The sequence below is a fragment of the Rhodococcus sp. T9N genome, assembly GCF_024436645.1.
GTDB classification, from domain to species: Bacteria; Actinomycetota; Actinomycetes; order Mycobacteriales; family Mycobacteriaceae; genus Rhodococcus_F; species Rhodococcus_F qingshengii.
The window spans coordinates 158,302-184,094 of sequence record NZ_JAMSKS010000006.1 but is presented as its reverse complement, the minus strand read 5'-3'; the positions used below and the strand labels follow the sequence as shown (position 1 = coordinate 184,094).

General features: G+C 62.3%; 27 protein-coding genes and 4 tRNA genes. 2 read left to right on the top strand and 29 right to left on the bottom strand.

The features are described 5' to 3' along the window. Positions 1 to 385: 385 nt before the first annotated feature. The 25 genes from M1L53_RS13180 to M1L53_RS13060 form a co-directional block, all read right to left on the bottom strand. Positions 386 to 1,249: a hypothetical protein gene (locus M1L53_RS13180; RefSeq protein WP_054187817.1), complete on the bottom strand. Its 864-nt coding sequence runs from the start codon at positions 1,247 to 1,249 to the stop codon at positions 386 to 388. Between the two features lie 45 nt (positions 1,250 to 1,294). Beyond that, positions 1,295 to 2,023, bottom strand: coding sequence for a hypothetical protein (locus M1L53_RS13175; RefSeq protein WP_007728440.1), 729 nt, complete (start codon positions 2,021 to 2,023; stop codon positions 1,295 to 1,297). 99 nt (positions 2,024 to 2,122) lie between these two features. After that, positions 2,123 to 3,370 carry an MCE family protein gene (locus tag M1L53_RS13170; protein WP_047268908.1) on the bottom strand — a complete coding sequence of 416 codons (1,248 nt, stop codon included), beginning with the start codon at positions 3,368 to 3,370 and terminating at the stop codon, positions 2,123 to 2,125. Next, positions 3,367 to 4,644 (bottom strand): MCE family protein, encoded by a 1,278-nt coding sequence (locus M1L53_RS13165; protein WP_054187818.1) that lies wholly within the window; start codon positions 4,642 to 4,644, stop codon positions 3,367 to 3,369. The genes M1L53_RS13170 and M1L53_RS13165 overlap by 4 nt, the downstream gene beginning before the upstream one ends. After that, on the bottom strand, positions 4,641 to 5,894 hold the full coding sequence (locus M1L53_RS13160) for an MCE family protein (protein ID WP_003941941.1): 1,254 nt from the start codon (positions 5,892 to 5,894) through the stop codon (positions 4,641 to 4,643). Before M1L53_RS13160 ends, M1L53_RS13165 begins: the two co-directional genes overlap by 4 nt. Then, positions 5,894 to 6,889, bottom strand: coding sequence for an MCE family protein (locus M1L53_RS13155; protein ID WP_003942053.1), 996 nt, complete (start codon positions 6,887 to 6,889; stop codon positions 5,894 to 5,896). Before M1L53_RS13155 ends, M1L53_RS13160 begins: the two co-directional genes overlap by 1 nt. Continuing rightward, positions 6,886 to 7,965, bottom strand: a complete 1,080-nt coding sequence (locus tag M1L53_RS13150) for an MCE family protein (RefSeq protein WP_003941932.1) — start codon at positions 7,963 to 7,965, stop codon at positions 6,886 to 6,888. Before M1L53_RS13150 ends, M1L53_RS13155 begins: the two co-directional genes overlap by 4 nt. After that, the gene (locus M1L53_RS13145) at positions 7,962 to 9,323 is read right to left on the bottom strand and encodes an MCE family protein (protein ID WP_003942007.1); all 1,362 of its coding nucleotides are present in this window, start codon (positions 9,321 to 9,323) and stop codon (positions 7,962 to 7,964) included. Before M1L53_RS13145 ends, M1L53_RS13150 begins: the two co-directional genes overlap by 4 nt. Beyond that, the gene (locus tag M1L53_RS13140) at positions 9,320 to 10,180 is read right to left on the bottom strand and encodes an ABC transporter permease (RefSeq protein ID WP_003941894.1); all 861 of its coding nucleotides are present in this window, start codon (positions 10,178 to 10,180) and stop codon (positions 9,320 to 9,322) included. The genes M1L53_RS13145 and M1L53_RS13140 overlap by 4 nt, the downstream gene beginning before the upstream one ends. A gap of 5 nt (positions 10,181 to 10,185) precedes the next feature. After that, complete coding sequence (locus M1L53_RS13135) at positions 10,186 to 10,980, bottom strand: ABC transporter permease (RefSeq protein ID WP_003942038.1); 795 nt, start codon at positions 10,978 to 10,980, stop codon at positions 10,186 to 10,188. 9 nt (positions 10,981 to 10,989) lie between these two features. Beyond that, the gene (locus M1L53_RS13130; protein ID WP_007728450.1) at positions 10,990 to 12,111 is read right to left on the bottom strand and encodes an ABC transporter ATP-binding protein; all 1,122 of its coding nucleotides are present in this window, start codon (positions 12,109 to 12,111) and stop codon (positions 10,990 to 10,992) included. Positions 12,112 to 12,370: 259 nt separating this feature from the next. Continuing rightward, the gene (gene rplL / locus M1L53_RS13125) at positions 12,371 to 12,757 is read right to left on the bottom strand and encodes a 50S ribosomal protein L7/L12 (protein WP_003941857.1); all 387 of its coding nucleotides are present in this window, start codon (positions 12,755 to 12,757) and stop codon (positions 12,371 to 12,373) included. A 78-nt stretch (positions 12,758 to 12,835) separates the two neighbouring features. Then, positions 12,836 to 13,420: a 50S ribosomal protein L10 gene (gene rplJ, locus M1L53_RS13120; protein ID WP_003942074.1), complete on the bottom strand. Its 585-nt coding sequence runs from the start codon at positions 13,418 to 13,420 to the stop codon at positions 12,836 to 12,838. Between the two features lie 419 nt (positions 13,421 to 13,839). Beyond that, positions 13,840 to 14,532 (bottom strand): hypothetical protein, encoded by a 693-nt coding sequence (locus tag M1L53_RS13115; protein WP_042453090.1) that lies wholly within the window; start codon positions 14,530 to 14,532, stop codon positions 13,840 to 13,842. 134 nt (positions 14,533 to 14,666) lie between these two features. Next, positions 14,667 to 15,386 carry a 50S ribosomal protein L1 gene (rplA, locus tag M1L53_RS13110; protein WP_003941982.1) on the bottom strand — a complete coding sequence of 240 codons (720 nt, stop codon included), beginning with the start codon at positions 15,384 to 15,386 and terminating at the stop codon, positions 14,667 to 14,669. Between the two features lie 109 nt (positions 15,387 to 15,495). After that, positions 15,496 to 15,930 carry a 50S ribosomal protein L11 gene (gene rplK / locus M1L53_RS13105; RefSeq protein ID WP_003941896.1) on the bottom strand — a complete coding sequence of 145 codons (435 nt, stop codon included), beginning with the start codon at positions 15,928 to 15,930 and terminating at the stop codon, positions 15,496 to 15,498. 66 nt (positions 15,931 to 15,996) lie between these two features. Beyond that, the gene (nusG, locus tag M1L53_RS13100; protein WP_003942049.1) at positions 15,997 to 16,833 is read right to left on the bottom strand and encodes a transcription termination/antitermination protein NusG; all 837 of its coding nucleotides are present in this window, start codon (positions 16,831 to 16,833) and stop codon (positions 15,997 to 15,999) included. A gap of 84 nt (positions 16,834 to 16,917) precedes the next feature. Then, positions 16,918 to 17,421 carry a preprotein translocase subunit SecE gene (gene secE, locus M1L53_RS13095; protein WP_003942030.1) on the bottom strand — a complete coding sequence of 168 codons (504 nt, stop codon included), beginning with the start codon at positions 17,419 to 17,421 and terminating at the stop codon, positions 16,918 to 16,920. A gap of 31 nt (positions 17,422 to 17,452) precedes the next feature. Then, a tRNA-Trp gene (locus M1L53_RS13090) sits at positions 17,453 to 17,525 on the bottom strand. 173 nt (positions 17,526 to 17,698) lie between these two features. Continuing rightward, positions 17,699 to 18,124, bottom strand: a complete 426-nt coding sequence (hadB, locus tag M1L53_RS13085; RefSeq protein ID WP_003941909.1) for a (3R)-hydroxyacyl-ACP dehydratase subunit HadB — start codon at positions 18,122 to 18,124, stop codon at positions 17,699 to 17,701. Beyond that, positions 18,111 to 18,665 carry a (3R)-hydroxyacyl-ACP dehydratase subunit HadA gene (gene hadA / locus M1L53_RS13080; protein WP_019744315.1) on the bottom strand — a complete coding sequence of 185 codons (555 nt, stop codon included), beginning with the start codon at positions 18,663 to 18,665 and terminating at the stop codon, positions 18,111 to 18,113. The genes hadB and hadA overlap by 14 nt, the downstream gene beginning before the upstream one ends. A gap of 86 nt (positions 18,666 to 18,751) precedes the next feature. Further along, the gene (gene rpmG, locus M1L53_RS13075; protein ID WP_003941903.1) at positions 18,752 to 18,919 is read right to left on the bottom strand and encodes a 50S ribosomal protein L33; all 168 of its coding nucleotides are present in this window, start codon (positions 18,917 to 18,919) and stop codon (positions 18,752 to 18,754) included. A gap of 61 nt (positions 18,920 to 18,980) precedes the next feature. Next, positions 18,981 to 19,053 (bottom strand) — tRNA-Met (locus tag M1L53_RS13070). Positions 19,054 to 19,098: 45 nt separating this feature from the next. Then, positions 19,099 to 19,171 (bottom strand) — tRNA-Thr (locus M1L53_RS13065). Positions 19,172 to 19,499: 328 nt separating this feature from the next. After that, a tRNA-Tyr gene (locus M1L53_RS13060) sits at positions 19,500 to 19,582 on the bottom strand. A 224-nt stretch (positions 19,583 to 19,806) separates the two neighbouring features. Between M1L53_RS13060 and M1L53_RS13055 the strand changes: the two genes are divergently transcribed. Then, complete coding sequence (locus M1L53_RS13055; protein WP_003941854.1) at positions 19,807 to 20,298, top strand: YajQ family cyclic di-GMP-binding protein; 492 nt, start codon at positions 19,807 to 19,809, stop codon at positions 20,296 to 20,298. Positions 20,299 to 20,369: 71 nt separating this feature from the next. Here M1L53_RS13055 and htpX read toward each other — a convergent pair whose 3' ends face one another. Together htpX and M1L53_RS13045 are read right to left on the bottom strand one after the other, a co-directional pair. After that, positions 20,370 to 21,233 carry a zinc metalloprotease HtpX gene (htpX, locus tag M1L53_RS13050; RefSeq protein ID WP_007728460.1) on the bottom strand — a complete coding sequence of 288 codons (864 nt, stop codon included), beginning with the start codon at positions 21,231 to 21,233 and terminating at the stop codon, positions 20,370 to 20,372. A 153-nt stretch (positions 21,234 to 21,386) separates the two neighbouring features. Beyond that, complete coding sequence (locus M1L53_RS13045) at positions 21,387 to 22,436, bottom strand: polyprenyl synthetase family protein (RefSeq protein WP_037129929.1); 1,050 nt, start codon at positions 22,434 to 22,436, stop codon at positions 21,387 to 21,389. A gap of 104 nt (positions 22,437 to 22,540) precedes the next feature. On the opposite strand from M1L53_RS13045, the gene M1L53_RS13040 reads away from it, so the two are divergent. Further along, on the top strand, positions 22,541 to 23,803 hold the full coding sequence (locus M1L53_RS13040) for a geranylgeranyl reductase family protein (protein ID WP_370852755.1): 1,263 nt from the start codon (positions 22,541 to 22,543) through the stop codon (positions 23,801 to 23,803). A gap of 55 nt (positions 23,804 to 23,858) precedes the next feature. Here M1L53_RS13040 and M1L53_RS13035 read toward each other — a convergent pair whose 3' ends face one another. Continuing rightward, positions 23,859 to 24,557 carry a demethylmenaquinone methyltransferase gene (locus tag M1L53_RS13035; RefSeq protein WP_003941879.1) on the bottom strand — a complete coding sequence of 233 codons (699 nt, stop codon included), beginning with the start codon at positions 24,555 to 24,557 and terminating at the stop codon, positions 23,859 to 23,861. A gap of 37 nt (positions 24,558 to 24,594) precedes the next feature. Continuing rightward, positions 24,595 to 25,740 (bottom strand): glycosyltransferase family 1 protein, encoded by a 1,146-nt coding sequence (locus M1L53_RS13030; RefSeq protein WP_197523597.1) that lies wholly within the window; start codon positions 25,738 to 25,740, stop codon positions 24,595 to 24,597. Between the last annotated feature and the right edge of the window lie 53 nt (positions 25,741 to 25,793).

The window sequence follows — 25,793 nt, the reverse complement described above, 5'->3', positions numbered from 1 at the left end:
ACCCGTCGCAGAAAGCAAGAAGTACTTGACTTCGCAGCGGTTGAGACGAGGGGTGGACAGGAGGCAGCCAGCGCAACGTCCAAAAGTACACCCTTACTCTGGAAATGTCGAGTCGGGTGTAACTGAGGGTCGAATTCAGATACTGACGTGAGACTGCCGATCACTCGTCCGTGCATGTTCACCGATCAGAGTGGACCTTGCGGACCGCTCCGTCAAGGGCGAGAGCGCGTGTCGCAGCATTCGAACATTCGTGACGCGCATTCGAACACTGCCACCGGGAGTGTAGCCAGCAACGGCGTCACATACGAAAAATCTGGACCGACATCGTGCGTCGATCCAGATCTTCGCGCTGGTGCGCAGGTGCTACTGGTCGCGAATCTCCGAGCTACTGGTCGCGAATCTCCGAGATCAGCCAGTTTCCGTCCTGCTTCTCCAGACTCACGATGACCATTCCGGAGCGAGAGTCTGCCGCCACGCCGTTCTGCGTCGAGCTGACGTTCAGTTGGGCGAGCAACTGCGCCCGGTCCTTCTCGAGCCGTGTGATCCCGATCAGCGGGACATCAGCGGTCGTTGCCGTCTGGGTTTGTTCGACGCCGGCCTTCTGCGTGTCCTTGTACTGCGTCAGCTGATCGCGCATCGACTGGTTCAGGCCCTGGACACCCTTGTCGAAATCGGCGTCGAAGGTGTCGGGAGAAAACGTGAAGACTGCAGCCAACGCCGACGGCGTCACACGAAGAACCTCAGCCGTGGCACCTTCGTCCACCCAGGCGATGTCGTCCGTCTTCGCGCCGACTTCGAAGAAGGCGATGCCGGCGAGGATCGCGACGATGACCGCTGCGGCCCCCAGGATCGCGACCAGGCGCCAACCGGCCTTGGATTGTGTAGGTGTTGTCGCCGACTCCCCCGCGCCCGTCTCCGGGGTAGCAGGGGCCTTGGGCTCGTCTGCGACGGTTTTCGCCGGTTTGGTCAGATCGGGGCCCGGTGTGGATTCCGGAGCGTCGGTTTCCGTCTTCGGCGGCTCGATGTCTCCGGACTCTGCCTTCGTGAGCGTCGGCTTCGCAACCTCCGGCTTCGCAACCTCCGGCTTCACAGCCTCCTGTGTTTCCTCTTCGGGCTGTTCGATCGTGGGCTCGACCGGATCCGAATCGGACGTCCCCGCGGGGACGTTGAGCGAGCGAGCGCTTCCCGCGATCTTCGGCCGACGGTTCTGCGGGGAGGACGGTCCGCCGGTACGACGTTTGGGTGGCATTACGCGCTTCTCCTTCGAGGGATGTCGGTGTGCAGGTTCGACGAACTACTGGCCACCGGAATCACCACCCTCGGTTGTCGGTGCGGGAGCACCGGAGGCAGGTGCCTCGGTCCCCGAACCGGGTGCGGGCGTTGCGTCAGGAGCAGGCGTGGAGCCGTCGGTGGCCGGCAAGGTGCCGGAGCCGAGATCGAGCCGAGAGCCGATCGGATCAGCCGACTGAGCCTTCCAGACCCCGTCGACCTCGACCATGCCCAGCCGCATGCCGAGCTGATTCTTGACGAACTGGTTGCCCTGGGTCGTGGTGACTCGAACGACGACCAGTGCCGTGGCGGTCCGGTCATCGGTATTGAGCTCGGTCAGCGCGGACTGAACGACTTCGGTGTCAGCCTTCGAGCCCGAGTTACGCAACTCGTCGGTGATGGAATCCTGAACGGTCTGCAGATACGTCGTCATCTCGTCACCGGTCACCGAAGAACGCATGTTCTCGATCGACTGGTCGAGATTGGCCGAATCCGCGTTGTTGAGGTTGATCGCGACTTGCTGCGCACCGATAAGCGCGTCGTCACGCATCTCGGCGGTGGTGCGGTCGGTGGTGAGCGCCCGAACGTACGGGACGCCGAACACACCGAGCGCAACCACTGCCGCCAGAAGCAAGACACCGACCGCAATCAGAGACGCTGTCAGCCCCTTCGGTCTACCGGTTGTCGGCGCTCCCGATTCGACTTGCTCGGGCCCGCCGGACTGCGGGGAACTGTTTCTCTGAATCACACTCACTACCCTACTTACCTGTTTTGCCCAGCCTCTGGCCGCGAATCGTCAACTGCCACAACTCAGTAGCCTGAACTGCACAAACTCGACCACATTCGGATCGGTCTACTTCGGTGTCACTCCGAGCAACGGCGCCAACTGCGTCGCGATCGGGTTGAGGTTCAACTTGTCCGGATCGACCTTCGGCTTGAAGTCCCAAGGCTGGATCGTGTCGGGATCGGCGTACACCACGCGGTTGGCACTGCGGACGCCCGTCTCGCTGCCCAGCGGCGTCTCACACGACGCGGCGGTGTTGAGCGGGAAGTCCTGCTGGGTGTCGTCGAAATTGGGATTCTGACGCTTCATCTCGTCCAGGATCGCCATGGTGCCTTCGTAACCCACCGTGCACGAGAGCGGATTGTTGGTCTCCAGCACCAAGCCCAGATGGACCGTTCCGTCGCCGGGAGCAACCGTCGGTGCGGCAGCGGCCAGACCGGGAAGGAAGATCAGGAACGGCTGCAGCGCGATCGTTCGCGGCGCAAGCGTCTTGGTGGTCGCGGCAAGATTGGTCAGGTCAGTCGTCAGGCTCGGGCCCGCCTCGTTGATGAGGGCACCGATCTGATCGCTGGCCGGGATGCCGTTGTCGATCAAGCGACGGATGTCCGGATCACTGGTCCGCAACTGCGCCGTGACAGCATCGAGATCGGTACTGAACTGCTTGATCGCGGAGGACTGATCCGACTGCGTCGTCAGTACCGTCTCACTGTTCCGAATCAGCGCGAGCGTCTGAGGCAGAGTGTCGAGCCCGGACTGCGAGAGGCCGGACAGCGAATCGGCCAGGACCTGAATGTCCTCGCCCTTGCCGTTGAACGCTGCACCGAGTTCGACGGCGACGGTGTGGAGCGCGTCGACGGGCACGGACTTGACCAAGCCGTTGGCACTGGTCAGCACATCCTCGATCGGGATCGGAGTTGTGGTGTCCCCCACCGCGATCACCGAGCCGTCCTCGAGAAACGGTCCCTGGTCGGTATCGGGCTGAAGGTCGACGTACTGCTCACCGATGGCGGAGCGGTTGGCCACGACGGCACGGGCCGACGCGGGAATCTCCGGAGCACTGTTGTCGATCTTCAGGTCGACCTGAATTCCGTCCTCGGTCAACGACATGTCGCCCACTCGCCCGACCGGCACGCCGCGATACGTCACCTCGGCGTTGGTGAAAATTCCACCGGACGTGGCCAATTCGGTCTTGACCGTGTACTGACCGAACCCCATGAGGTTGTCCAGGCGCACGTACTTGGCGCCGACGTAGATGAGACCCAGGAGCGCAACCACGACAAAGCCGACGAGCTGCCATCTGACCAGAGCTGATCTCACTGTCCATCACCGCCGATTCCGAACTGTTCCAGCATTCCCTGGATGGGGTTGAGTGGGTTCGCCGCGGGCGCCGGCGTTGCCGGGTCACCCGCTGTTGTGGCGGGAAGGCCGGCGACAACGGGAACCTGCGGCAGGATCGGAGCGATCGGCAGCAGTGACACTGTCGGCCACCCCGGTCGCGGCCCGTTGCCGTTGTAGTACGGGTTGGAGGGGTCGACCACCGGCTTGGGATTGCCGAACTTGGGCTGGCGGTATTCCGGTTCTCCCTGCCCGACACCGAGACCCGAGAGTGTATTGCCGATCTGCAGGTCGACACTCAGGAAGAGGTTGACGGAACCACCCTGTGCAATTTTCTCGACACCGTCCGGGAACGGGAACGTCGGGAGGAACGGAAGTGCCCCCACGAAGTCGTCACCGGAGTCTGCGAGCGCCTGCAGCGTCGGACGCAGAGCCTGAAGATCAGCGATCAGATCGTCCTTGGACTGCGTGAGGACGTCGGTTCCCACTGTTCCGAGTCGATCCACCTGAGCGAGCATCTGCGTCAGCTGCGGACGCTGCTCGTTGAGAACCTGTGTCGCAACGGGGAGTTCCTCGAGAATCTTCCCGATCTTCTCGTTCTGATCGTTGACGCGAGTCGAGAGCACATCCAGGCCGTCGAGCGCGCGTGTGATGTCGTCACGCTGCTCGTTGAGTCCACCGATGAGTGTGTTCGCCTGCTCCAGAAGACTTCTCGTCTTGCCTTCGCGACCGTCGAACGCGGCACCGAGTTCTTCGACGATGGGCTGCAACTGGCCCACACCGCCGCCGTTGAGCAGCAGCGACAATGCGCCGAGAACCTGCTCGATCTCCGTGGCGTGGCGAGTGTGATCCAGCGGAATGAGGTCACCGTCGGCCAGCTTCGCAGAGTCCGGTCCGGACGGCGGGGCCGACAGCTGGATGAACTTCTCGCCGAGCAGGTTGGTCTGCTCGACCGCGGCAATTGCGTTGGCGGGCAGATCAACCGACGAGTCGAGGATGATGCCCACGTCCGCGGTCCATCCGTCCGGTCCGACCGACACGTCGTCGACTCGACCGACGGGAACGCCGTCGACCTTCACAGCGGACTGCGGAACCAAGTCGAGCACGTCGTCGAACTGAATGGTCAAGTGCATCGGATCGGAACCCACGTCAGGACCGCCGGGAAGCGGGACAGCGTAGATCCCCTCGGACGAGCAGGCGGTTGCCGAGATCAGGACGGCGCACAATCCGGCGCCGACTATCAATGAACGCTTCACTCGCCCTCCCCGTTTCCACTGGTCAGTCGCGGTGACACGACGCCGGGCACAGTGCCCGGAACTACCTGCATCTGTCGTTCGGAACCGGCAAGGATGCCGAAGGGAAGGTTCAGGCCTGCAGCCTGATTGGCTGCGTCGGTCATCGCAGCGACGTTTGCGCACTGGTCGATAGCCGGTTGCATCTGCCTTCCCAATGCCTCGAACCGCGGATCACCGGGCAACAGCTTGCCGAGGTCCATCAACTTGCAGAGCACGCCGGCCGGGTTCTGAAGATCAGGGAACGCCAGACGTGAAGCCAGCACACCTGATTCGGCGTCGTACGAGTTGACCAAGTTGGAGATCGCCAGCGGAAGCATGGTGAGCGTGTTGGCCAGTGCTTCCTTGTTGTTCGCCAATGTCTGTGTCGGTTCGACGAGACCTTCGGTTGTCTGGACCAGTTGATCGCGGTTGTCGGCCACGAACTTCGCGACGTCGCCGAGCGCAATCGAGAGCTGGTTCAGAGCGGCACCGAGATCGTCGCGCTCACCTGCCAGGAATCCGGTCAGGTCCGACAACTGCGTGTTGAACTGGCGCACCTGCTGATCGTTGGCCGCGAGAGCGCCCACAAAAGTATCCAGGTTCTTGATGGTGAGCGAGATGTTGTCACGCGAATCGTTGAGCGTCCGTGCGGCATCCGAGAGGTTGGTGATGCTGTCTCCCAACGCTTCACCGTTGCCCTCGAGGTTGGCCGCACCTGTCTCGACGAAATCGGACAGTGCTCCGTTCTTGTTGGCACCTTCAGGACCGAGAGCCGACGCGAGTTCGTCGATGCTGGAGTACAACTGGTCGACCTCGACAGGCGTCGCCGTCTTCTCGATCGGAATTACTGCACCGCTGGCCATCTTGTCGCCGCCGGTGAAGACCGGTGTCAGCTGGATGTAGCGGTCGGCAACCACCGACGGCGTGATCTGAGCGGCACTGGCACCCGCGGGAATGTCGATCCCACGATCGACACGCAGCTCGACCTTGACCTGATCTCCCTGGGGTTCGACGGATTCGACGGTGCCGACCTTGACACCGAGAACACGAACGTCGGAACCGTCGTAGATACCCACCGACTTGTCGAAGTAGGCGGTGATCTTGGTGGTACCGGCGCGAGTGAACACCCACCACAGCGCGCCACCGATTACGAGTAACCCGATCAGAACAGCGGCGATGATCGCGACCGAGCGCTTCTTGGAGCCGCTTCCGGCTTCGGCAGTATCAGCCATCAGTTGCCTCCCAACGTACGAACGGGGTCACGGTAGCCCGGAATGTCCGGCAGACCCGGCGGAAGGAGGTTCACGACGACCTGGTCGAACCAACGGCCGTTGCCGACCACGTTGGCGTACAAGCGAATGAAGGGTTCGTAGAGCTTCAGTGCCTTGTCCAAGTTCTCGTTGTTGGCCTTCAAGATGTCGATGACGCCGTTGAGCTGCGTCAGCGCCGGCCCGATTGCCGCCTCGTTGTCACGAACGAGACCGGTGAGCTGCTGAGAGACGCGCTGAGTTCCGGTGAGCAGCTGCGAAATCGCTTGCTGGCGATTGTTGAGTTCCTGCACCAAAAGTCCGCCGTCTCGGATCAGCTGGGTGAATTCCTTGTTGCGGTCAGCAAGAATCTGCGACGTCTTCCCGGTGGCGGCGAAGAGCTTCTGCAAGTCCTGATCGCGGCTCGCGATCGTCTGCGACAGCCGACTGACACCGTCGAGCGAAGCGCGGACATCGCCAGGTGTCTCGGAAAATGCCTGGGACAACGTCTCCATGCTCTTCGCCAACTGGTCGGTGTCGATGTCGCCGACTGTGTCTGCCGCGGCCGAGAAGGCCTGAACGACGTCGTACGGAGAGGTGGTGCGCTCGAGCGGAATCCGATCCTTGGGATCGAGGTTGTCGGTTCCGCGCGGATCTAGTGCGAGGTACTTCTGTCCCAGAATGGTCTTGATCTGAATGGACGCAGAGGTTTGATCTCCCACCCACGCGTCACTGACCTTGAAGTCGACGAGAACACGGTCACCGTCGAGATCGACGGAAGTGACCTTGCCGACCTTCACGCCGGCGATACGAACCTCGTTACCAGGCTTGAGACCCGCGGCTTCGGAGAACTCGGCGGAGTAGGACGAGCCTGCTCCCACGAACGGAAGCGAATCGAGGAAGAACGCGGACAAAGTGGCCAGCAGCACCACGAAGATACCGATGGCTCCGGCCATTGCCGGACTGCGACGTTTACTCATCGACCTTGCAACTCCCTCATACCGTCTTGAGTGCATCGCGTGGCCGCGTTGGTGTAAATCGGCTGATTGACCGTCGGCAGGCCGGTGGGCAGATTCAGCGAGGCAGACTGTCCTGGACCGGCAACGATGTCGATTCCGCACAGATAGAACTGGAACCAGGAACCGTAGCTCGCTACGCGTGCGAGCTTCTCGAGCTTGACCGGCAAGGTCTCGAGCACCGCGTTGACGTCGTCACTCCGACGATTGAGTGTGGTCGCCAGCGTGTTGAGTGCCGTGATCGAGCCCTGAATCGACGGCCGCGTCGGCTCGAGCAGGTCTGCCGTCGCGTCGGTCAGGCCGGCGAGTGAGGTGACGGCCGAACCGACCACCCCACGCTCGTTGGCCAACCCGGTGACGAGTTGCTGGGTGTTGACGATCAGTGAATCGAGGTTCTTGTCGTTCGCGTTGACGGTGTCGAGAACGTCGTTGAGGTTCTTGATCACCGCGCCGATGACCGCGTCCTTGTCCGCGACGGTGTTGGTCAGGCTCGCGGTGTTGCGCACGAGCTCACTGATGGTGCCCGATTCGCCTTGGAAGACCTGGATGATCTGGTACGACAGCTTGTTGACGTCGTCCGCGCTCAGGGTGGTGAACAGCGGCTTGAAGCCGTTGAAGAGTGTCGTGAGGTTGACTGCCGGGCGCGTCTGAGACAGCGGCAGGGTATCGCCGCCGGTGATCTTCTTGCCTTGGCTGCCTTCACCCTGCGAGAGCGAGATGTACCGCTGCCCCACCAGGTTGCGGAACCGGATGGTGGCGATGGAACTGGCCGGCAACCAATCACGGTCGGATACCGAGAACTGGACCTCGGCCTGGTTGTCGTTGACGATGGCAATCTTCTCGACCTGGCCGACACGAACACCGGCAATGCGAACCTCGTCGCCCTCGTTCAACGAAGTGACGTCGGAGAAGACGGCGTTGAACTTGGTGCCGCCACCGCCGCCGAGGTTGGCGATACTGGCTGCCAGCAGTCCTGTCGCCAGGACCGTCACCACAACGAAGATGATGAGCTTTGTCAGCGGAGCTGCGAGTCCTCTCATTGGACGCTCACCTCCGCACCTGCGAATGCCGGAGCGCTGACCATCGTGGTCCACGCCGGAACATCGTCCGGCGCAACACCGTTGGCCTGTCCGTAGATCACCTTCAACGTATCCTCTTCGAGTTTCGAGCCCGCGTAGCCGGCCTGCTGAGCCGGACCGCTGTTGTTGGTCGAGAACAACTGAGGTCCGGAGCCCTCGGGTGCAGGCAGGAATTCCATGGTGGCGGGACCTGGATTGCGGGAAGGAACCTGGTAGGAACCGTCACCGTACGAACCGCCGGGGTACTGCGGGAACGGACGACCGGGCTCGGTGACGTTGTCGTAGCAAACCGGGCCGCGGTTGTCGACGAGCCGTGGCTCGTCTTGGTTGGGCAGGTAGCGACCCTTGGGGTTCACGATCTGAATACTCGCACGCACACCAGGATTGGGCGCGTCGGTGGACAGGATCTTGGCAGCTTCCGGAGCGGTGTCCGAGAAGCCCTTGAACGTGCACCCGAAGGTCGGAGAGTACTGGGCCAGAAGCTGGAGAGCTTCCTTCGAATCCGCAGCGAGCGTGATGATCGAGGACGAGTTCGCTTCGAGGAAGGCTGCGGTGTCAGACGATGTCACGGTGAGCGACGCCAGCAGTGTCCGCAACTGGTCCTGCTTCTGCACCACCGTGTTACCCGTGGTCCGCAGATTGTCGAGAGCGTTGATCAGATCGGGCGCAGCGTCCGAGTACGTCTGGGAGAAGTCCGCGAACTTGCGCAGATCCTCTTGCACCGCGGGCAGTTCGGTATTGACGCCGCGGAAGATCTCCTCGAGACGATCGACCGTCAGACCGAGCTCGGCGCCGCGTCCCGTCAGACCCTGCGCGAGAGAACCGAGCGTGTTCGCCAGATCCTGCGGCGGAATCGCCTGCAGAAGTGGGAGCAGTCCGTCCAGAACGTCGCCGACCTCGACAGCATTGCCGCTCTTGTCCTGGTGGATCACCGTTCCCGCGGAAATCGGGGTCGCGGTGGTTCCCTCCGGAATGATCAGGGAGACGTAGCGCTCACCGAAAAGCGTCTTCGGGAGCAGACGCGCCGTGACGTTGGACGGAATCAGATCAGCCTTGTCCGGCTCGATCGCGAGGACCGAGGTGACCTGGCCGTCTTTCGTCGACGCGGATCGCACCTCGCCGACCAGCAGCCCACGGACCTTGACGTCCGCGTTGGGTGGCAACGCATTTCCGACTGTGTCGGTCACGAGGTCGATCTTCACGACGTCCTTGAACGTCTTGTTGAAGGTTCCGATGGTGAAGGCCAGGAACAATGCCAACACCACGAAGAACACGAGTCCGAGCACACGGCGGCGCAGGACTGACGGAGCCTCGATCATCCGGCCACCCTCACTGTCGTCGTGGTGCCCCAGATTGCGAGGCTGAGGAAGAAGTCGAGAACGGCGATCGTCACGATTGCGGCGCGAACAGCGCGGCCGACGGCCACGCCGACACCTGCGGGACCACCTGAGGCATGGAACCCGTAGTAGCAGTGGATCAGGATCAGCACGAAGGCGAATACCAGGACTTTCGCAAACGAATACAGCACGTCCTGCGGTGGCAGGAACAGGTTGAAGTAGTGGTCGTAGGAACCCGTTGATTGCCCGTTGAAGACCGTGCTGATCACTCTCGAGGCGAGGTACGCCGCAAGCAGACCCACGATGTACAGCGGGATGACGGCGACGAAGCCGGCGATCATGCGCGTCGTGACCAGGAACGGCACCGACGGAACTGCCATGACCTCGAGCGCGTCGATCTCTTCGGAGATTCGCATGGCACCGAGTTGGGCGGTGAAGCCACAACCAACCGTGGCCGAGAGCGCAAGAGCCGCAACGATCGGAGCGATCTCACGGGTGTTGACGTATGCGGAGAGGAAGCCGGTCAGGACCGAGCTACCCAACTGCTCCAGAGCGGCGAAGCCCTGGAGGCCGACGACGACACCCGTGAATCCGGACATCATCGCGATGACGCCGATGGTTCCGCCGATCACCGCGAGCGCACCGCTACCGAAGGTCACTTCGGCGAGTAGTCGAAGCGTCTCCTTCCGATACCGATGCAGGGTGCGCGGGGTCCACGCGATGGCGCGCGCGTAGAACGACATCTGCTCGCCCGCGCGGTCCAACGCGTTCACTGGAATTCTGGCTACTTTGCGACTCTTCAGCAGGAACTGATCGCCGCGGCCTCGTGCGATGGTCATTTAGGTCAAGATCCCTTCGCCGGCACGATCTGGAGGTACACCATCGTCAGAATCAGATTGGCGAAGAACAACAGCAGGAACGTGATGACGACGGCCTGGTTCACCGCCTCACCGACGCCCTTCGGGCCACCGGACGGGTGGAGTCCCTTGTACGCGGAGATCACACCAGCGATGACACCGAACACCGCGGCTTTGATCTCACCGCTCCAAATGTCCGGTAGCTGCGCAAAAGCTGAGAACGACGAGATGTAGGCACCGGGGTTACCGCCCTGCAGGATCACGTTGAAGAAGTAACCACCCGCGATACCGACGACGGACACCAGTCCGTTGAGCAGAACAGCGATCAGCACCATCGCGAGGACACGCGGAACCACCAGGCGCTGAATCGGATTGATTCCGAGGACTTCCATCGCGTCGATCTCTTCACGGATGGTTCGAGAACCGAGATCGGCCGTCACGGCCGATCCGGCCGCACCGGCGACCAGCAACGCTGTCACCAGGGGGCTACCCTGCTGGATCACCGCCAGGACGCTGGCAGCGCCGGTGAACGATTCTGCACCCAACTGCTTGATCAGCGAACCGGTCTGCAGTGAGACGACGGCGCCGAAAGGGATGGCTACCAATGCCGTCGGCAAAATTGTCACGCTGGCGATGAACCAGGCCTGCTCGATGAACTCACGGAACTGAAATGGACGCCGGAACGTATTCCTGACGACGTCGACAAACAGTTCGACGATGTTTCCGGCCTGAGTTAATGCTCCGTTGACCGGACTCAGAACCGAGTTGCGGGTAACCCCCATCCGATATGCCTACCCTTGCCCGTGTGTCGTGTTTCCGTAGGGATCGCCCTCGTATGCAGGAATGACCTGCGTGTCTTGCGAGTTGTCGTTCCACTCCCCCTGATAGCCGCTCGCTTCGGCGTACTGGGGATCGTACTGCCCAGTTCCGTCAACCTCGTCGAGGCTGTCCTGAATCGCCGCCTGTGCGTTAGCTGGGAGGGTGTGCATGATCTGACGGACGCGCTCCTGGCGACGACGAACAGCCTGACGCTCCGGGTTTCCGGGGGTGGCCTTCATCTGCGGCACGATGCCCTCGACGTCGTCGACACCACCGGCGTGGTGACCGGCGTCGACGAGCGCCTGCTCGTGCGCCATCTGAGCCTCGTCCTTCTCCTCCGACATACCGATCGGACCGATCATCGTTCCGTTGAGGAACTGCTTGACGACGGGCTCGTCCGAGGTGAGCAGCACCTCACGAGGACCGAACATCACCAACTGACGACGGAAGAGCATGCCGATGTTGTCCGGCACCGTGCGTGCGAGGTTGATGTTGTGCGAGACGATCAGAATCGTCGCGTCCGACTGGGCGTTGATGTCGATCAGCGTTTGGCTGATGTACGTCGTACGCACCGGATCCAGACCGGAGTCGGGCTCGTCGACGAGGATGATCTCGGGATCGAGAACGAGTGCACGCGCCAGACCGGCACGCTTGCGCATACCGCCGGAGATCTCACCGGGAAGCTTGTCCTCGGCGCCGACCAGACCCGTGAGGTCCAACTTCTCCATCACGATCTTGCGGATATCGGATTCCGACTTCTTGGTGTGCTCACGAAGCGGGAAGGCGATGTTGTCGTACAAGTTCATCGAGCCGAACAGTGCGCCGTCCTGGAAGAGAACGCCGAACAGCTTGCGGATCTCGTAGAGCTCCTTGGAGGAGCACTGCAGGATGTCCGTGCCGTCGATGACGATGGAGCCTTGTTCAGGGCGGAGCAGTCCGATCAGGGACTTCAGGAACACCGACTTACCGGTACCCGAAGGCCCGAGCAGTGCGCTGACCTCACCCGCGGGAAGTGTCAACGACACGTCCTGCCAAATCCTCTGCGACCCGAAAGACTTTGTCAGTCCTTGTACCGCTACCTCGACTCCCACCATTACCTCCGCGACGTCCGTTGCATGCATGCACCCGTGTGGGTTGGGTCACTCTATCGCATGGGAGTGGTACCCGTGACTGCGAATACTACTAACGAGTAGGGAAGAAGCATAATTCAGATCACAGCCTAGTTCGGACACCCCTCCCACCTGCATGAATTCCGGCATATCACCCGCGAAAAAAGTTCAAAAAAAGAGGGCCACTCCCCGTGGGGAGTGGCCCTCTTCGTTACTACTCGCGAAGAGCAGCGGGAAAACCGTCTTACTTGATGACGATCTTTGCGCCGGCAGCTTCGAGCTTTTCCTTGGCAGCCTCTGCGGCGTCCTTGGCAACCTTCTCGAGGATGGCCTTCGGAGCGCTCTCGACGAGGTCCTTGGCTTCCTTCAGGCCGAGGCCGGAAACGACCTCACGGACGACCTTGATGACCTGGATCTTCTTGTCGCCAGCCGACTCGAGGACGACGTCGAACTCGTCCTGCTCTTCAGCAGCTTCTGCGCCGGCAGCCGGTGCGCCTGCAGCGGCGACGGCGACGGGAGCAGCAGCGGTGACCTCGAAGGTCTCCTCGAATGCCTTAACGAACTCCGAGAGCTCGAGGAGGGTGAGCTCCTTGAACTGGTCCAACAACTCTTCGGTGCTGAGCTTCGCCATTGTGGCGGTCCTTCCTGTAAGTCCCATGTCGCTGATCCGCGACCGGGCGGGGTTATAGCAGTGATGCGCGGGTGCGGATCAGCTTTCGGCTTCGGCCTCGGCCGGAGCCTCGGTGGCAGCCTCTGCGGGGGCCTCTGCGGCTCCGCCTTCTGCAGCCTTCTTCTCCTGCAGGGCAGCGGCCAGACGGGCCATCTGCGAAGCGGGAGCATTGAACAGGCCTGCGGCCTTCGCCAAGTTGCCCTTCATCGCGCCGGCAAGCTTTGCCAACAGGATTTCGCGGGATTCGAGATCCGCGATCTTGTTGACCTCTTCCACGGACAGCGCAGCGCCGTCCATGTAGCCGCCCTTGATGATGAGCGCCTTGTTGTCCTTAGCGAAGTTCTTCAGAGCCTTCGCAGCGTCGACCGGTTCGCCCTTGATGAATGCAATGGCGGTCGGACCAACGAACAGGTCATCAAGGCCCTCGATGCCAGCCTCTGCGGCGGCACGCTTGACCAGGGTGTTCTTGGCGACGGAGTAGGTGGCACCTTCTCCGAGAGCGCGTCGCAGTGTCGTGATGTTGCCAACCGAAAGGCCACGGTATTCCGTGACCACAGCGGCGGTCGAACCCTTGAACTGCTCGGTGATTTCCGCAACTGCGGAAACCTTCTCAGGCTTTGCCATACTTCGCCTCCTCTCGTGACAGTCGTTGTCCCACTCAGGAACCGCTGCACCTCATCGGGGTGAACCCGAGAAGACACAGTCCGCGACATGCAAAACGCCCCGGCGCAAGCGCACGGGGCGTACAGAGGAAACATGAAGAAGAGGCTTACGAATCAGCGTAACGATGCAAAGCGAGGCAGTGCATAACCAAGCAAACTGTAGAACCACTACATCAAGCTATCCCCCTACCTCGTTCACCTACGTGGGCCGCCGGGCACTCCCGGACTTTCAACCACACCCATCACTGAGTGCAATCACCAACGGTCTTGGGTAGAACATGATTTTGGGGTGAAGTTCATATCCAGCACTGAACTCCGCCTCGAAGACTACCTGACTGCTCGCTGCACAACCAAATCGGGTTCGTCACGCACCCGATTCCTTCAAGCACCGATAGCCCTGGCGATCTTGTGTTCGATTGCTGCCCGAGCTCGGTCCGGCAACACCAGCAGTCCATCGAGTTCCTTGTGGGCCTTCCGGTACGCACTCTGACGTTCCTGTGGCGTCGCGCCCTCGTCCATGGCCAGTCGCAGCAGACGTTGCGCCCGTACCAGGCGCTCCTGTTCGTCGAGGGTGAATCCGCTCCGTCGGCGGCGCTTCGCCTCAGCTTCCGCGATTTCGAAGGCGATCGAGTAAGCGTGCACCGCCTCGCGGTACTCGGTTTGTGCCTGCTGGTTGCCGATCATCGTCTCCGGATTGCCTGGGCGAAGCAGATCGGCACGATATTTGGCTCGATGAAAATCGGCGGTCAAAGGCTCGCGCATGTCCGTCATCATCGGGGTGTCGAGCAGTGTGACCGGATCGAGCTCATACGAGAACCATCGGGCGTCGACCGCATCGTGCTGCTCGATTGCCTTGGCCAGCTCTCGGCGCTGTGTTTCTTCGTCGGCGTGATGTTGTGCGTTGGCCTGCGCGATGGCGACCTTGGTCTGCTGCTTGAGCCGGAAGCGCTCTTGCCGGCGCTCGATCCGCCTTTCGTTGGCAACCGCGACACCCTTCAGCGCCCCACCGATGGTGCCGCCGAAAACGAAGATCAGCCACCAAAAGTTTCCGAGGAACTGGAACGCTTCGTGCATACCCCGATGATGCCACCGTTGGATCGATACCACCGTTGGACCGATACCACCGGCAGAGGCAGGCCCTCCCGACACAGACAAGAAGGCCGGCAGGGAGTGATCCCTGCCGGCCTTCTTGTTCGTATGCGGACTGCTTACGCGTCTGCAGCATCCTCGAGGAGGTTGCGAGTACGGTTCGGATCCACCGGGATGCCCGGACCGGTGGTGGTCGAGACCGTGATCTTCTTCACGTAGCGACCCTTGGCCGACGAGGGCTTCGCACGCAGGATCTCGTCCAGGGCTGCGCCGTAGTTCTCCACCAGCTTCTCATCGTCGAACGATGCCTTGCCGATGACGAAGTGCAGGTTGGCCTGCTTGTCGACGCGGAAGTTGATCTTTCCGCCCTTGATGTCGTTGACAGCCTTGGTGACATCCGCCGTAACGGTGCCCGTCTTCGGGTTCGGCATCAGGCCACGCGGTCCGAGGACACGGGCGATGCGGCCGACCTTGGCCATCTGATCAGGAGTCGCGATTGCGGCGTCGAAATCGACCCATCCACCCTGGATGCGCTCGATCAGGTCTTCTGCACCGACTACGTCAGCGCCTGCAGCCTCGGCTTCTGCTGCCTTCTCGCCAACAGCGAACACGATGACGCGAGCGGTCTTACCGGTGCCGTGGGGCAGGTTGACCGTTCCGCGGACCATCTGGTCAGCCTTACGGGGGTCGACGCCCAGACGAACTGCAACCTCAACGGTTGCATCCATCTTGGTGGACGACGTCTCCTTGGCGAGCTTTGCAGCCTGAAGCGGGCTGTAGAGCTTGTCTGCGTCGATCTTCTCAGCGGCGGCGAGGTACGCCTTGCTGCGCTTTGCCATTTGTTCTGTCCTTACTTGTCACTGCAGCGAATTACCTGTGCAGTGGTGAATGGTTCAGTTGTGGTCGGGGCCTGGCCGGCCCTCCCACGTAATGCTGTGGAGCGGACTATCAGCCCTGGACCGTGATGCCCATGGAACGAGCGGTGCCGGCGATGATCTTCGCGGCCTGCTCGATGTCATTGGCATTGAGGTCTTCAGCCTTGGTCTTCGCGATTTCGCGCACCTGATCCATGGTCACCGAGGCAACCTTGGTCTTGTGCGGTTCGCCGGAGCCCTTGGCGACGCCGGCTGCCTTGAGGAGCAGCTTGGCGGCGGGAGGGGTCTTCAGCTTGAAATCGAAGGTCCGGTCTTCGTAGACCGAGATCTCGACCGGCACAACGTTGCCGCGCTGGGACTCAGTCGCCGCGTTGTAGGCCTTGCAGAACTCCATGATGTTCACGCCGTGCTGACCGAGTGCGGGACCCACGGGAGGTGCAGGGTTAGCCTGACCTGCCTGGATCTGCAGCTTGATGAGCCCGGCGAGCTTCTTCTTCTTTGGGGGCATCTCTAGTTCCTAGTTTCTAGCTTGGGTGTGTGTCTTGCGTCGAACAAATTGCAAGTTTTGGGGTGGTCAGATCTTCGCGACCTGGTTGAAGTTGAGCTCAACCGGGGTTTCACGACCGAAGATCGACACGAGAACCTTGAGCTTCTGCTGCTCGCCGTTGACCTCGCTGATGCTGGCCGGAAGGGTTGCGAACGGGCCGTCCATGACGGTGACCGACTCGCCGACCTCGAAGTCGACCTCGATGAGGGGCTTGCCGAAGGACTCGGACGGTGCCTCGCCTGCTGCGACGGCGGCCGCTGCAGCCTGCTGCTTCTTCTGCTCCTGCTGCGGGAGCAGGAACTTGACGACCTCGTTGAGGGTCAGCGGCGAGGGACGCGACGTGGCACCGACAAAACCGGTGACACCAGGCGTGTTGCGCACGGCGCCCCACGACTCGTCGTTGAGCTCCATGCGAACGAGGATGTATCCGGGCAGAACCTTGCGGTTGACCTGCTTGCGCTGGCCGTTCTTGATCTCGGTGACCTCTTCGGTGGGAACTTCCACCTGGAAGATGTAGTCGCCGACATCGAGGTTCTGAACGCGAGTCTCGAGGTTGGTCTTGACCTTGTTCTCGTAACCGGCGTACGAGTGGATGACGTACCAGTCACCCGGGGCGCGGCGCAGCGCAGCCTTGAGTTCGGCAACGGGATCCTCGACCTCGAGCTCGGCGGCGGGAGCGGCCTCGTCGGAGTTCTCGGCATCGTCGGAGATGACGTCCTCGGTCGCTGCAGCGTCTGCATCAGTGCCTTCGGCAACGTCTGCATCGGTGCCTTCGGCAACCACGACGTCTACTTCGGCTGCCGCCTCGGCAGAAACACGCTCTTCGGCCAAAGCCTCATTCGTGTCGTTCTCGGGGGTGCTCACTGGGGCACTCGCTTCCTCTCGTTACTCGGACCCGGGTCGGGTCTTGTCGCGCTCGCAGGCAAAGACGCCCGACTGCTACGGCGATCAGCCGAACAGCCAGGTGACACCCTTGATCACAGCGATATCGACGCCGCTGATGAAAGCGACCATGAAGACCACGAACGTCAGCACGACGCTGGTGTAGGTGATCATCTGCTTGCGGTTCGGCCAGATGACCTTACGGAGTTCTGCGATGACCTCGCGGAAGAATTTGCGCAGGCGCTTGAAGATGTTGTCCTTCTTCGCCTTGGGCTTCTTGCCGGGGTTCGTTGCAGTCGGCTTGGCCGAAGATGTCCGGGATGCCGTCCGGGCCGGAGTCTTCACGGTGGACGCGCTGACCGAGGCGCCGCGTGCAGCGCGCTTGCCGGTCGGCTTGTTGGAAACCCCACTGGATGCGGAGGGAGCCTTCTCGGCACCGTCCTTGTCCAACGAAAGATCGGAACGCGTAGTCGCGTCAGCTGCAGTGTCGTCGACACCGGTCGAATCGGCAGACGGTGAAGTCTCCGCATCCGAAGTGTCGGCGTCGCGCTTGGCGCGCTCCTCGCTCACGTCGTTCCTCTCAGTCGCTGGCATCCGGGGGCAGGGGCGACAGGACTTGAACCTGCAACCTGCGGTTTTGGAGACCGCTGCTCTGCCAGTTGAGCTACGCCCCTTTGGTTGACCTCGACAGGTAGACCCTGCCTGAATCAACCGTTCTGCGATCACACAACATACGCGCTACCCGAGGTGAATGTCTTGCAACATTCAGGGCAGCGCGCAGCGCTGAGGAATCCCAGAAATCTCAGTGTACTTCAAAGCCCCGGAACAAACACAATCCGCCCTGCGATCAGGCTAGACGGACCGTGGCAGTGGCACGACCGAAGATCTTCTTACCTTCGGACTTGGCCACAATTGCCAGTACTGCGGTCTTGCTTTCTTCGTCGATCGACTTCACCTTGGCGGTGAACTCGATCTCGGCAGCCTTGTCGGCTGCCACGATCACCGGGCTCGTGAACCGTACGTTGTACTCGGTCACTGCGCCCGGATCTCCCAGCCATTCGGTAACGTAGCCGGCACCGATGCCCATGGAGAGCATGCCGTGCGCGACGACGTCCGGCAAGCCGGCAAGTCGTGCGACCTCGTCACTGAAGTGAATCGGATTGGGATCTCCCGAAACACCCGCGTAGTTGGCGAGGTTTCCACGCGTCAGGGTGACGGACTTCTCGGGGAGAAGTTCGCCGACACTCACGTCGGAAAATTTACGAAGCGACATGCATCATCACGTCCTTGACTGCGTGGGCGATGTTCTCGTCCACTTCCCCACCCGTTCGAGCAACAAGCGTCGTCCACGTGGTGACAACTGCTTCGTCGTTCTGATCGGTGATGATGTTCTTGGTCACGATGATGTCGCTACCTGCGGCCTGCCTGAACGAATCCAGGAAGACGTCGCAGAAGAGTCGGTCACCGACCTGCATGGGCTTGTGCAGCACCAAGCGCTGATCGGTCTGAAGAATCTGACTCAGGTCGTAGCCTGTGACGATCTCTTCGAACAGACGCCGCTGAGCAATGGCACCCACGATGGCGACGAACGTGATGGGAGCGATCAGGCCGTCGTATCCGAGGCCCTTGGCTGCCGACTCGTCGTAGTGCGCGGGATGGGCGTCCTGGACGGCGCGAGCGAACTCGCGCACCTTCTCGCGTCCGACCTCGTAGAAGTCTTCGACACGATAGTGGTGACCGACCATCTGGACGGCATGAGCGGCCGGGTCCGTAGGGACCTCGGCCGCTGCCTGGTTCTCTTGCAAATCTGTCACGCGGTGAGACTCTCTTCTAGCTAGGACCCGAAGACGCAGGCCCAGAGAGGGTCTTCCGCGAAAATCGTCGTCCTGTTAAGGACTTACTACTTCGACTCGCGATGCGACTGGTGGGTTCCGCAGTTGGGGCAGAACTTCTTGAGCTCCAGGCGATCGGGGTCGTTGCGCCGATTCTTCTTGGTGATGTAGTTGCGGTGCTTGCATACCTCGCAGGCCAAGGTGATCTTGGGCCGAACGTCGGTCGAGGAGGCCACGGGATGCCTTCTTTCGGGTGTATCTGATTACGAGCAATCAGGGTGGATCATGCATATTGTGTAGCGGTGACCGGACTTGAACCGGCGACGCAACGATTATGAGTCGTTTGCTCTACCAACTGAGCTACACCGCCTCGGTGTCGAGTGTCGCGCGGAAAGCACGGCACCACAATCCAGCGAGCCCCCTAACGGAATCGAACCGTTGACCTTTTCCTTACCATGGAAACGCTCTACCGACTGAGCTAAGGGGGCGTGGCTCAGGAGCGCGTTGCCGCTCTCTTGAAGCCTCCGAAAGATTACACACGAACGAGCGCCAGCACCAAATCCGCTGGTCATCGGGGCAAAAATGGTGCCGGAGCCCATTGTTGCACCGATCGGGGCCGCTGGCGAGGGCTTTGCGGGAACCAGCTCGACCCTGCACTCCCCTGAAACCATCCCCCGGTGCCCATCCCGAGGCCCTGAGCCCCCGACACCCCTGAGCCGAAGCCGGCGCCTGCGTCGCCAACGCGCGCTCGACCTCGGTACACGCACAAAAAAGTCAGCCCCGACTCTCGCGAAAAGAATCGGGGCTGACTTGGTGTGGCAGATGTAGGATTCGAACCTACGTAGGCATAAGCCGACGGATTTACAGTCCGCTCCCATTGGCCGCTCGGGCAATCTGCCGTGCTTGCACCAGGCTTCGATCCGGCGCATTCGCAAGTATATCGCGACGTGCGGCGGCCGAAAACGGCTTCCTCGGTGCGGTGAGAAGAATACAACGAACACACCCCCATTTTGCAAACCGGGTGGTAACGGGCGGTGCCGACCCGATAACGTCGAGGTGTCCACCGGTATGGAAGGTGGGCGGAACTCGATGTTCGTGAACTACCGGAAAGCGGGAGTGTGAAGTGGCTGATTCGTCCTTCGACGTGGTGAGCAAGGTTGACCGTCAAGAGGTGGACAACGCCCTGCATCAGGCTGCCAAGGAGTTGACCACGCGTTTCGACTTCCGAAACACGGGAGCGTCGATCGAGTGGTCTGGTGAAGAGACGATCACGTTGAACGCCGACACCGAGGAGCGACTGCTGGCCGCCCTCGACGTGTTCAAGGAGAAGTTGATCCGTCGCGACATCTCGCTGAAGGCATTCGATGCCGGCGAGCCGGCGCAGTCCGGAAAGATCTACAAGTTGTCCGGAACCTTGGTCCAGGGCATCAGCAGCGAGAACGCGAAGAAGATCACCAAGAAGATTCGCGACGAGGGCCCCAAGGGCGTCAAGGCGCAGATCCAGGGTGAGGAACTTCGTGTGAGCAGCAAGAAGCGCGACGACCTCCAGGGCGTCATCTCCCTGCTCAAGGGTGAGGACTTCGGGATCGCCCTGCAGTTCGTGAACTACCGGTAGTAGGGGCTGCGCCCCTGTGCGCCTTTTTGGTAGTTCCGACGAACAGAAAGGCTCACAGGGGCCGAAGGCCCCTACATCCCCGCCATCTTCTCCAAACGCTCGATCCGGTCCGCCATGGGCGGATGCGTCGAGAACAGCTTGCTGACCTTGTCCCCCGCCCTGAAGGGGTTGGCGATCATCAGGTGGGACTGCGCCGCGAGCTTGGGCTCAGGCGGCAACGGCGCGGCTGCGACGCCAGACTCGAGCTTGCGCAGCGCCGACGCCAACGCGAGCGGGTCACCGGTGAGCTCGGCTCCTGATTGATCCGCCTGGTACTCGCGAGAGCGCGAGACGGCCAGCTTGACCACGGTTGCCGCGATCGGTCCCAGTAGGGAGACGAGCAGCAGCGCGATCGGATTGCTTCCCTGCCCGTTCCCTCGGCCGCCGAAGATGCTCGCGTACATCGCGAAGTTGGCCAGGCCAGAGATGACGCTGGCCATCGCGCCGGCCACGGACGAGATCAAAATGTCCCGGTTGTAGACGTGGGAGAGTTCGTGCCCGAGCACGGCACGCAGTTCGCGTTCGTTCAGGATCTGCATGATGCCGCTGGTCACGCACACCGCGGCATGCCGAGGGCTACGACCGGTGGCAAACGCGTTCGGGGCGTTCGTGGGGCTGACGTACAGCCTGGGCATCGGTTGGTGCGCCGTCGTGGCGAGTTCGCGCACGATCCGGTAGATCGCCGGTGCCTCGACCTCGGTGATGGGCTGGGCGCGCATCGATCGAAGCGCCAGCTTGTCGCTGTTGAAGTACACGTAGGCATTCATGCCGACGGCAAACAGAACGGATCCCCACAGAAGGAACGGGCTGTTGAACAGCGAGCCGATGAAGACGATCAGCGCCGACATCCCCACCAACAAGCCGAATGTCTTCGCACCGTTCGCGTAGCCGTGCAAACCGCTCACCTCTTGCCTCGCTGGAGCCGAAGGCTCACCCGAACTCCCCGGTGTATGCACCGGTTCTGTTCAGTCAACGAAGGACAGGGTCATCAGGGTTCCCACCCAGTGACTGTCGGGGTTTCCACCCGGTAGCCCCGATTCGCCGAGGTGTCAGCCGACTCGTTCGATCGTGTAATCGACGAGACGCACGAGCGCTTCGTTGGCCGGTCCCTGCGGGAGCTCAGCCAACTGAGCTTTCGCCGCGACGGCATACTCGCCCAGCTTTGCCTTCGCCTTGACCATGCCCGGCGAACGCTCGAGCAGTTCGAGAGCTTCTTCTACCAGGGCATCTTCGGTAACCGGGCCCGCGAGCAGCTCCCGCAGGCGATCTGCGTCGGCCCCTTCTTCGCGGAACGCGTACAGGACGGGCAGGGTGTGGACACCCTCGCGCAGGTCGGTGCCCGGAGTCTTGCCGGACTGCGCCGAGACGGACGAGATGTCGATGATGTCGTCGGAGATCTGGAACGCGGTGCCGACGGCGTCACCCAGGCGCTCGAGGCGCTCGATGTGAGCTGCGTCGGCGCCGGAGAAGGTGCCGCCGAAGCGTCCCGAAGCAGCGATCAGCGAACCGGTCTTCTCCCACACGACCTTGAGGTAGTGCTCGACCGGATCCTGCTCCTTCTTGACACCGATCGTCTCGCGCATCTGGCCGGTGACCAGTTCGGCGAATGTTTCGGCGATGATCCGAACGGCCTCGGGTCCGAGCGTCGACACCAGGCGTGATGCGTGCGCGAACAGATAGTCGCCGGCCAGGATCGCGACGCTGTTTCCCCAGCGGGCGTTGGCGCTGGGTGCTCCGCGCCGCATGGACGCCTCGTCCATGACGTCGTCGTGATAGAGCGTCGCCAGGTGAACGAGTTCGGTGACAGTCGCTGCGGTGATGATCGACGGATCGTTCGGCACCGGTCCGAGTTGCGCGGTCAGGATCGTGAACAACGGACGGAAGCGCTTTCCCCCGGCTCGCGCGAGATGCAGCGCGGCCTCGGTGAGGAAGTCTTCGCCGTCGGACAGCTCGCTGACCAACAACTCCTCGACATCGGAGAGTCCACCACGCACTACTGCGGCGAGCTGTTCGTCGCCCAGGTCGATGCCTGCAACGACGGTGCTCGATGCGGTTGCGTCGGCAGCAGTCTTTTCGGTGCTCACGATGTCAGTACCCATTCCTGTCGTCAGTGACGGCTCGGTTCCCACGGTAGTGAACCTAGCGGTTCGCACTCGGGACGGCCTCGCCACGGTGGCGATCGCGAGCCTGGGAAGATGTGAGTGTGTCCGTAGAAGAGCAGTCCCCCGTCGTCGATACGCTTCCGACCGAAACCGACATTGTGGTCATCGGCGCAGGTCCCGCGGGTTCTTCGGCCGCGGCATGGGCCGCCCGCAGCGGCCGAGACGTCGTGCTGGTGGACGCTGCCGTGTTCCCGCGAGACAAGACTTGTGGTGATGGACTCACTCCGCGCGCCGTAGCCGAACTGGATCTCCTCGGCCTCGGCGAGTGGGTTCGGTCACACACGACGAACAAGGGACTACGGTTATCCGGCTTCGGACAAGAACTCGAACTCGAGTGGCCAGGGACGTCGTTCCCGCCGATCGGCAGTGCGATCCCCCGCACCGAACTCGACGACGCCATTCGCCGGTGCGCCGTCGAATCGGGCGCGGTCATGGTCGAGGGCACCAAGGCCGTCGACGTCGAACTCGACGGTGATCGAGTAGCCGCCGTCGTACTCGCCGGCCCCTCGGGACGAAGCACTCTTCGTTGCCGGACGCTGATCATCGCCGACGGCGTTCGCTCGACGCTCGGCAAGAAGCTGGGACGGCAGTGGCACCGGGACACCGCGTACGGCGTCGCGGCACGCGCGTACGTCGCTACGCCGCGCAGCGCCGACCCGTGGATCACCTCGCATCTGGAACTGCGGGACGCGGAGGGCACGTTGCAGGCGGGGTACGGCTGGATCTTCCCGCTCGGTACCGGCGAGGTGAACATCGGCGTCGGGACACTGGCGACGTCCAGGCGCCCGGCACCAGGTGCCCTGCGACCCTTGCTGGACCTCTACACCGATCAGCGCCGAAGCGAGTGGCAGTGGAGCAGCGAAATACATTCCGTCGCTTCGGCTTTGCTACCCATGGGTGGAGCCGTTTCCAACATCGCCGGACGCAACTGGGCCGTGATCGGCGACGCCGCAGCGTGTGTGAACCCGCTCAACGGTGAGGGCATCGACTACGGCCTCGAAGGCGGACGTCTGGTGGTCGAACAGCTCGGCGCCGACGATCTGACGGAGCTGTGGCCGACCGTGCTTCGGGAGCACTACGGGCAGGCGTTCTCGGTCGCGCGCCGGCTCGCAGGCCTGCTGACGGTTCCGCAGTTCCTGCCCGCGTCGGGTCCGATCGCGATGCGCTCACGGGCACTGATGACGGTCGCCGTTCGGGTGATGGGGAACCTCGTCACCGACGCCGACGCCGATCTGACGGCGAAGGCCTGGCGGGCGTCGGGGGCCGCGTCGAGGAGGATCGACTCCCGACCGCTGTTCGGTTGAGCAAGTGCTGTGCGCCTTTATTAACCGCCGGGGGTTGATAAAGGCGCACAGCAGTTCAGGCAGTGGCGTAATGCAGCGCCACGATGCCGCCGGTGAGGTTGCGCCACTTGACGTTCTTCCAGCCGGCAGCCTCGATCTTGCGGGCCAACTCTTCCTGGGTCGGCCAGGCACGGATCGATTCGGCGAGGTAGACGTAGGCGTCGGGGTTGCTGCTGACGGTGCGTGCGACCTGCGGGAGCGCCTTCATGAGGTATTCCATGTAGACCGTGCGGAAGGGCCCGAAGACGGGCGTCGAGAACTCGCTGACGACGAGACGTCCGCCCGGCTTGGTGACGCGGGCGATCTCACGCAGTCCGGCTTCGAAGTCGGAGACGTTGCGCAGACCGAAGGAAATCGTCGCGGCGTCGAACACGTTGTCGGCGTAGGGCAGGTACATCGCGTCACCTGCGACCATCGGAACTTTGCGCGAGATTCCGGCCTTGAGCATGCCCTTGGAGAAGTCGGTGGCGACGCACCAGGCACCGGAGCGCCCCAGTTCGACGGTCGAGACTCCGGTTCCGGCGGCGAGGTCGAGCACCTTCTCGCCCGGCTTCAGATCGAGGGCTTCGCGGGTGGCCTTGCGCCAACCCTTGTCCTGGCCGAAGGACAGCACGGTGTTGGTGAGGTCGTATCGCTCCGCGACGTCGTCGAACATCGACGCGACTTCGTGCGGTTGCTTCTCGAGAGTTGCTCGGGTTCCGTGTGTAGTGGCCACACCCGAAACGCTACCAACCCTCGGGCAGCGAGGGCGTTCAGGCTGCTCTGGCACCCGTTCGCCGCCCGAGGCCCTGCACGTCCTCGTAGTGACGGAGCAACTCTTCGCAGATTGCCGGCCAGGTCCGGTGCAGCACCGAGCGCCTCGCCGCGGAGCCGAACTGCACCCGCAGATCACGCTGACGAAGTGCGTCGACGGCGCTTGGCAGGAGTTCGGTGAACCTGTCCGTCGGCAGGAGGTAGCCGTTGCGGCAATGCGAGATCAGGTCACGTGGTCCGCCGGCGTCCGGTCCGACGACAGGCACACCGCTCGCGAGGGCTTCCTGGACCGCCTGGCAGAAGGTCTCGTGCTCGCCGGGGTGAACGAATACGTCCAGGCTCGCATAGGCGTCGGCCAGCGCGGTACCGCCGAGTTGTCCGGTGAAGATCGCGTCCGGCATCAGTCGTCGTAGGTTCTCGCGGTCCGGGCCGTCTCCGACGACGACGATCTGCACACTGGGATCGCCGGCCAGGGCCGCCAATCGTTCGACGTGCTTTTCGGGCGCGAGGCGACCGACGAAGCCGACCACCAACCGGTCGCTGTCGCCGATCCAGGACTGCCGCAACACCGAGCTACGACGCGAAGGCGCGAATCGTTGTGCGTCGACGCCGCGGGCCCATCGGTGCACGCGCGGAATGCCGTGCTCTTCGAGGGCGTCGACTGCCGACGTGGAGGGCGCGAGTGTCCTGTTGCAGCTCTTGTGGATTCGACGGGTCCACGCCCACGCGGCGCGGCTGGTGACGCCGAGACCGTAGCTTTCGGCAAATCCGGCGACGTCGGTCTGGTAGACCGCGACGGTCGGGATCCCGAGCCGCTTCGCGACGGCCACTCCCCCGGCGCCGAGCAGGAACGGTGACGCCAGATGGACGACGTCGGGCGCGAAGGTCCGCACGGCCGTGGTCAATCGTGGTTGCGGCAGGCCGACGGGAAGTGAACTGACTTTGGGCACCATGACGGCTGGCACCCGAACCACCTGAACGCCTTCGTGTTCGGTGGCGGCAGAGGTGTCGGATCCGACGGTGTCCGGCGCAATGACCATGGCGTCGTGGCCAGTGCGATCGAGGTGTTCGAGCACGCGTAGTACCGAGTTGGTGACGCCGTTCATGTTGGGCAGGAATGACTCCGCAACGATGGCTACTCTCACACCGAGAACGGTGACAGGGCCAGGAAAAGTCCACGTCATGTTCGTGTGAAGTT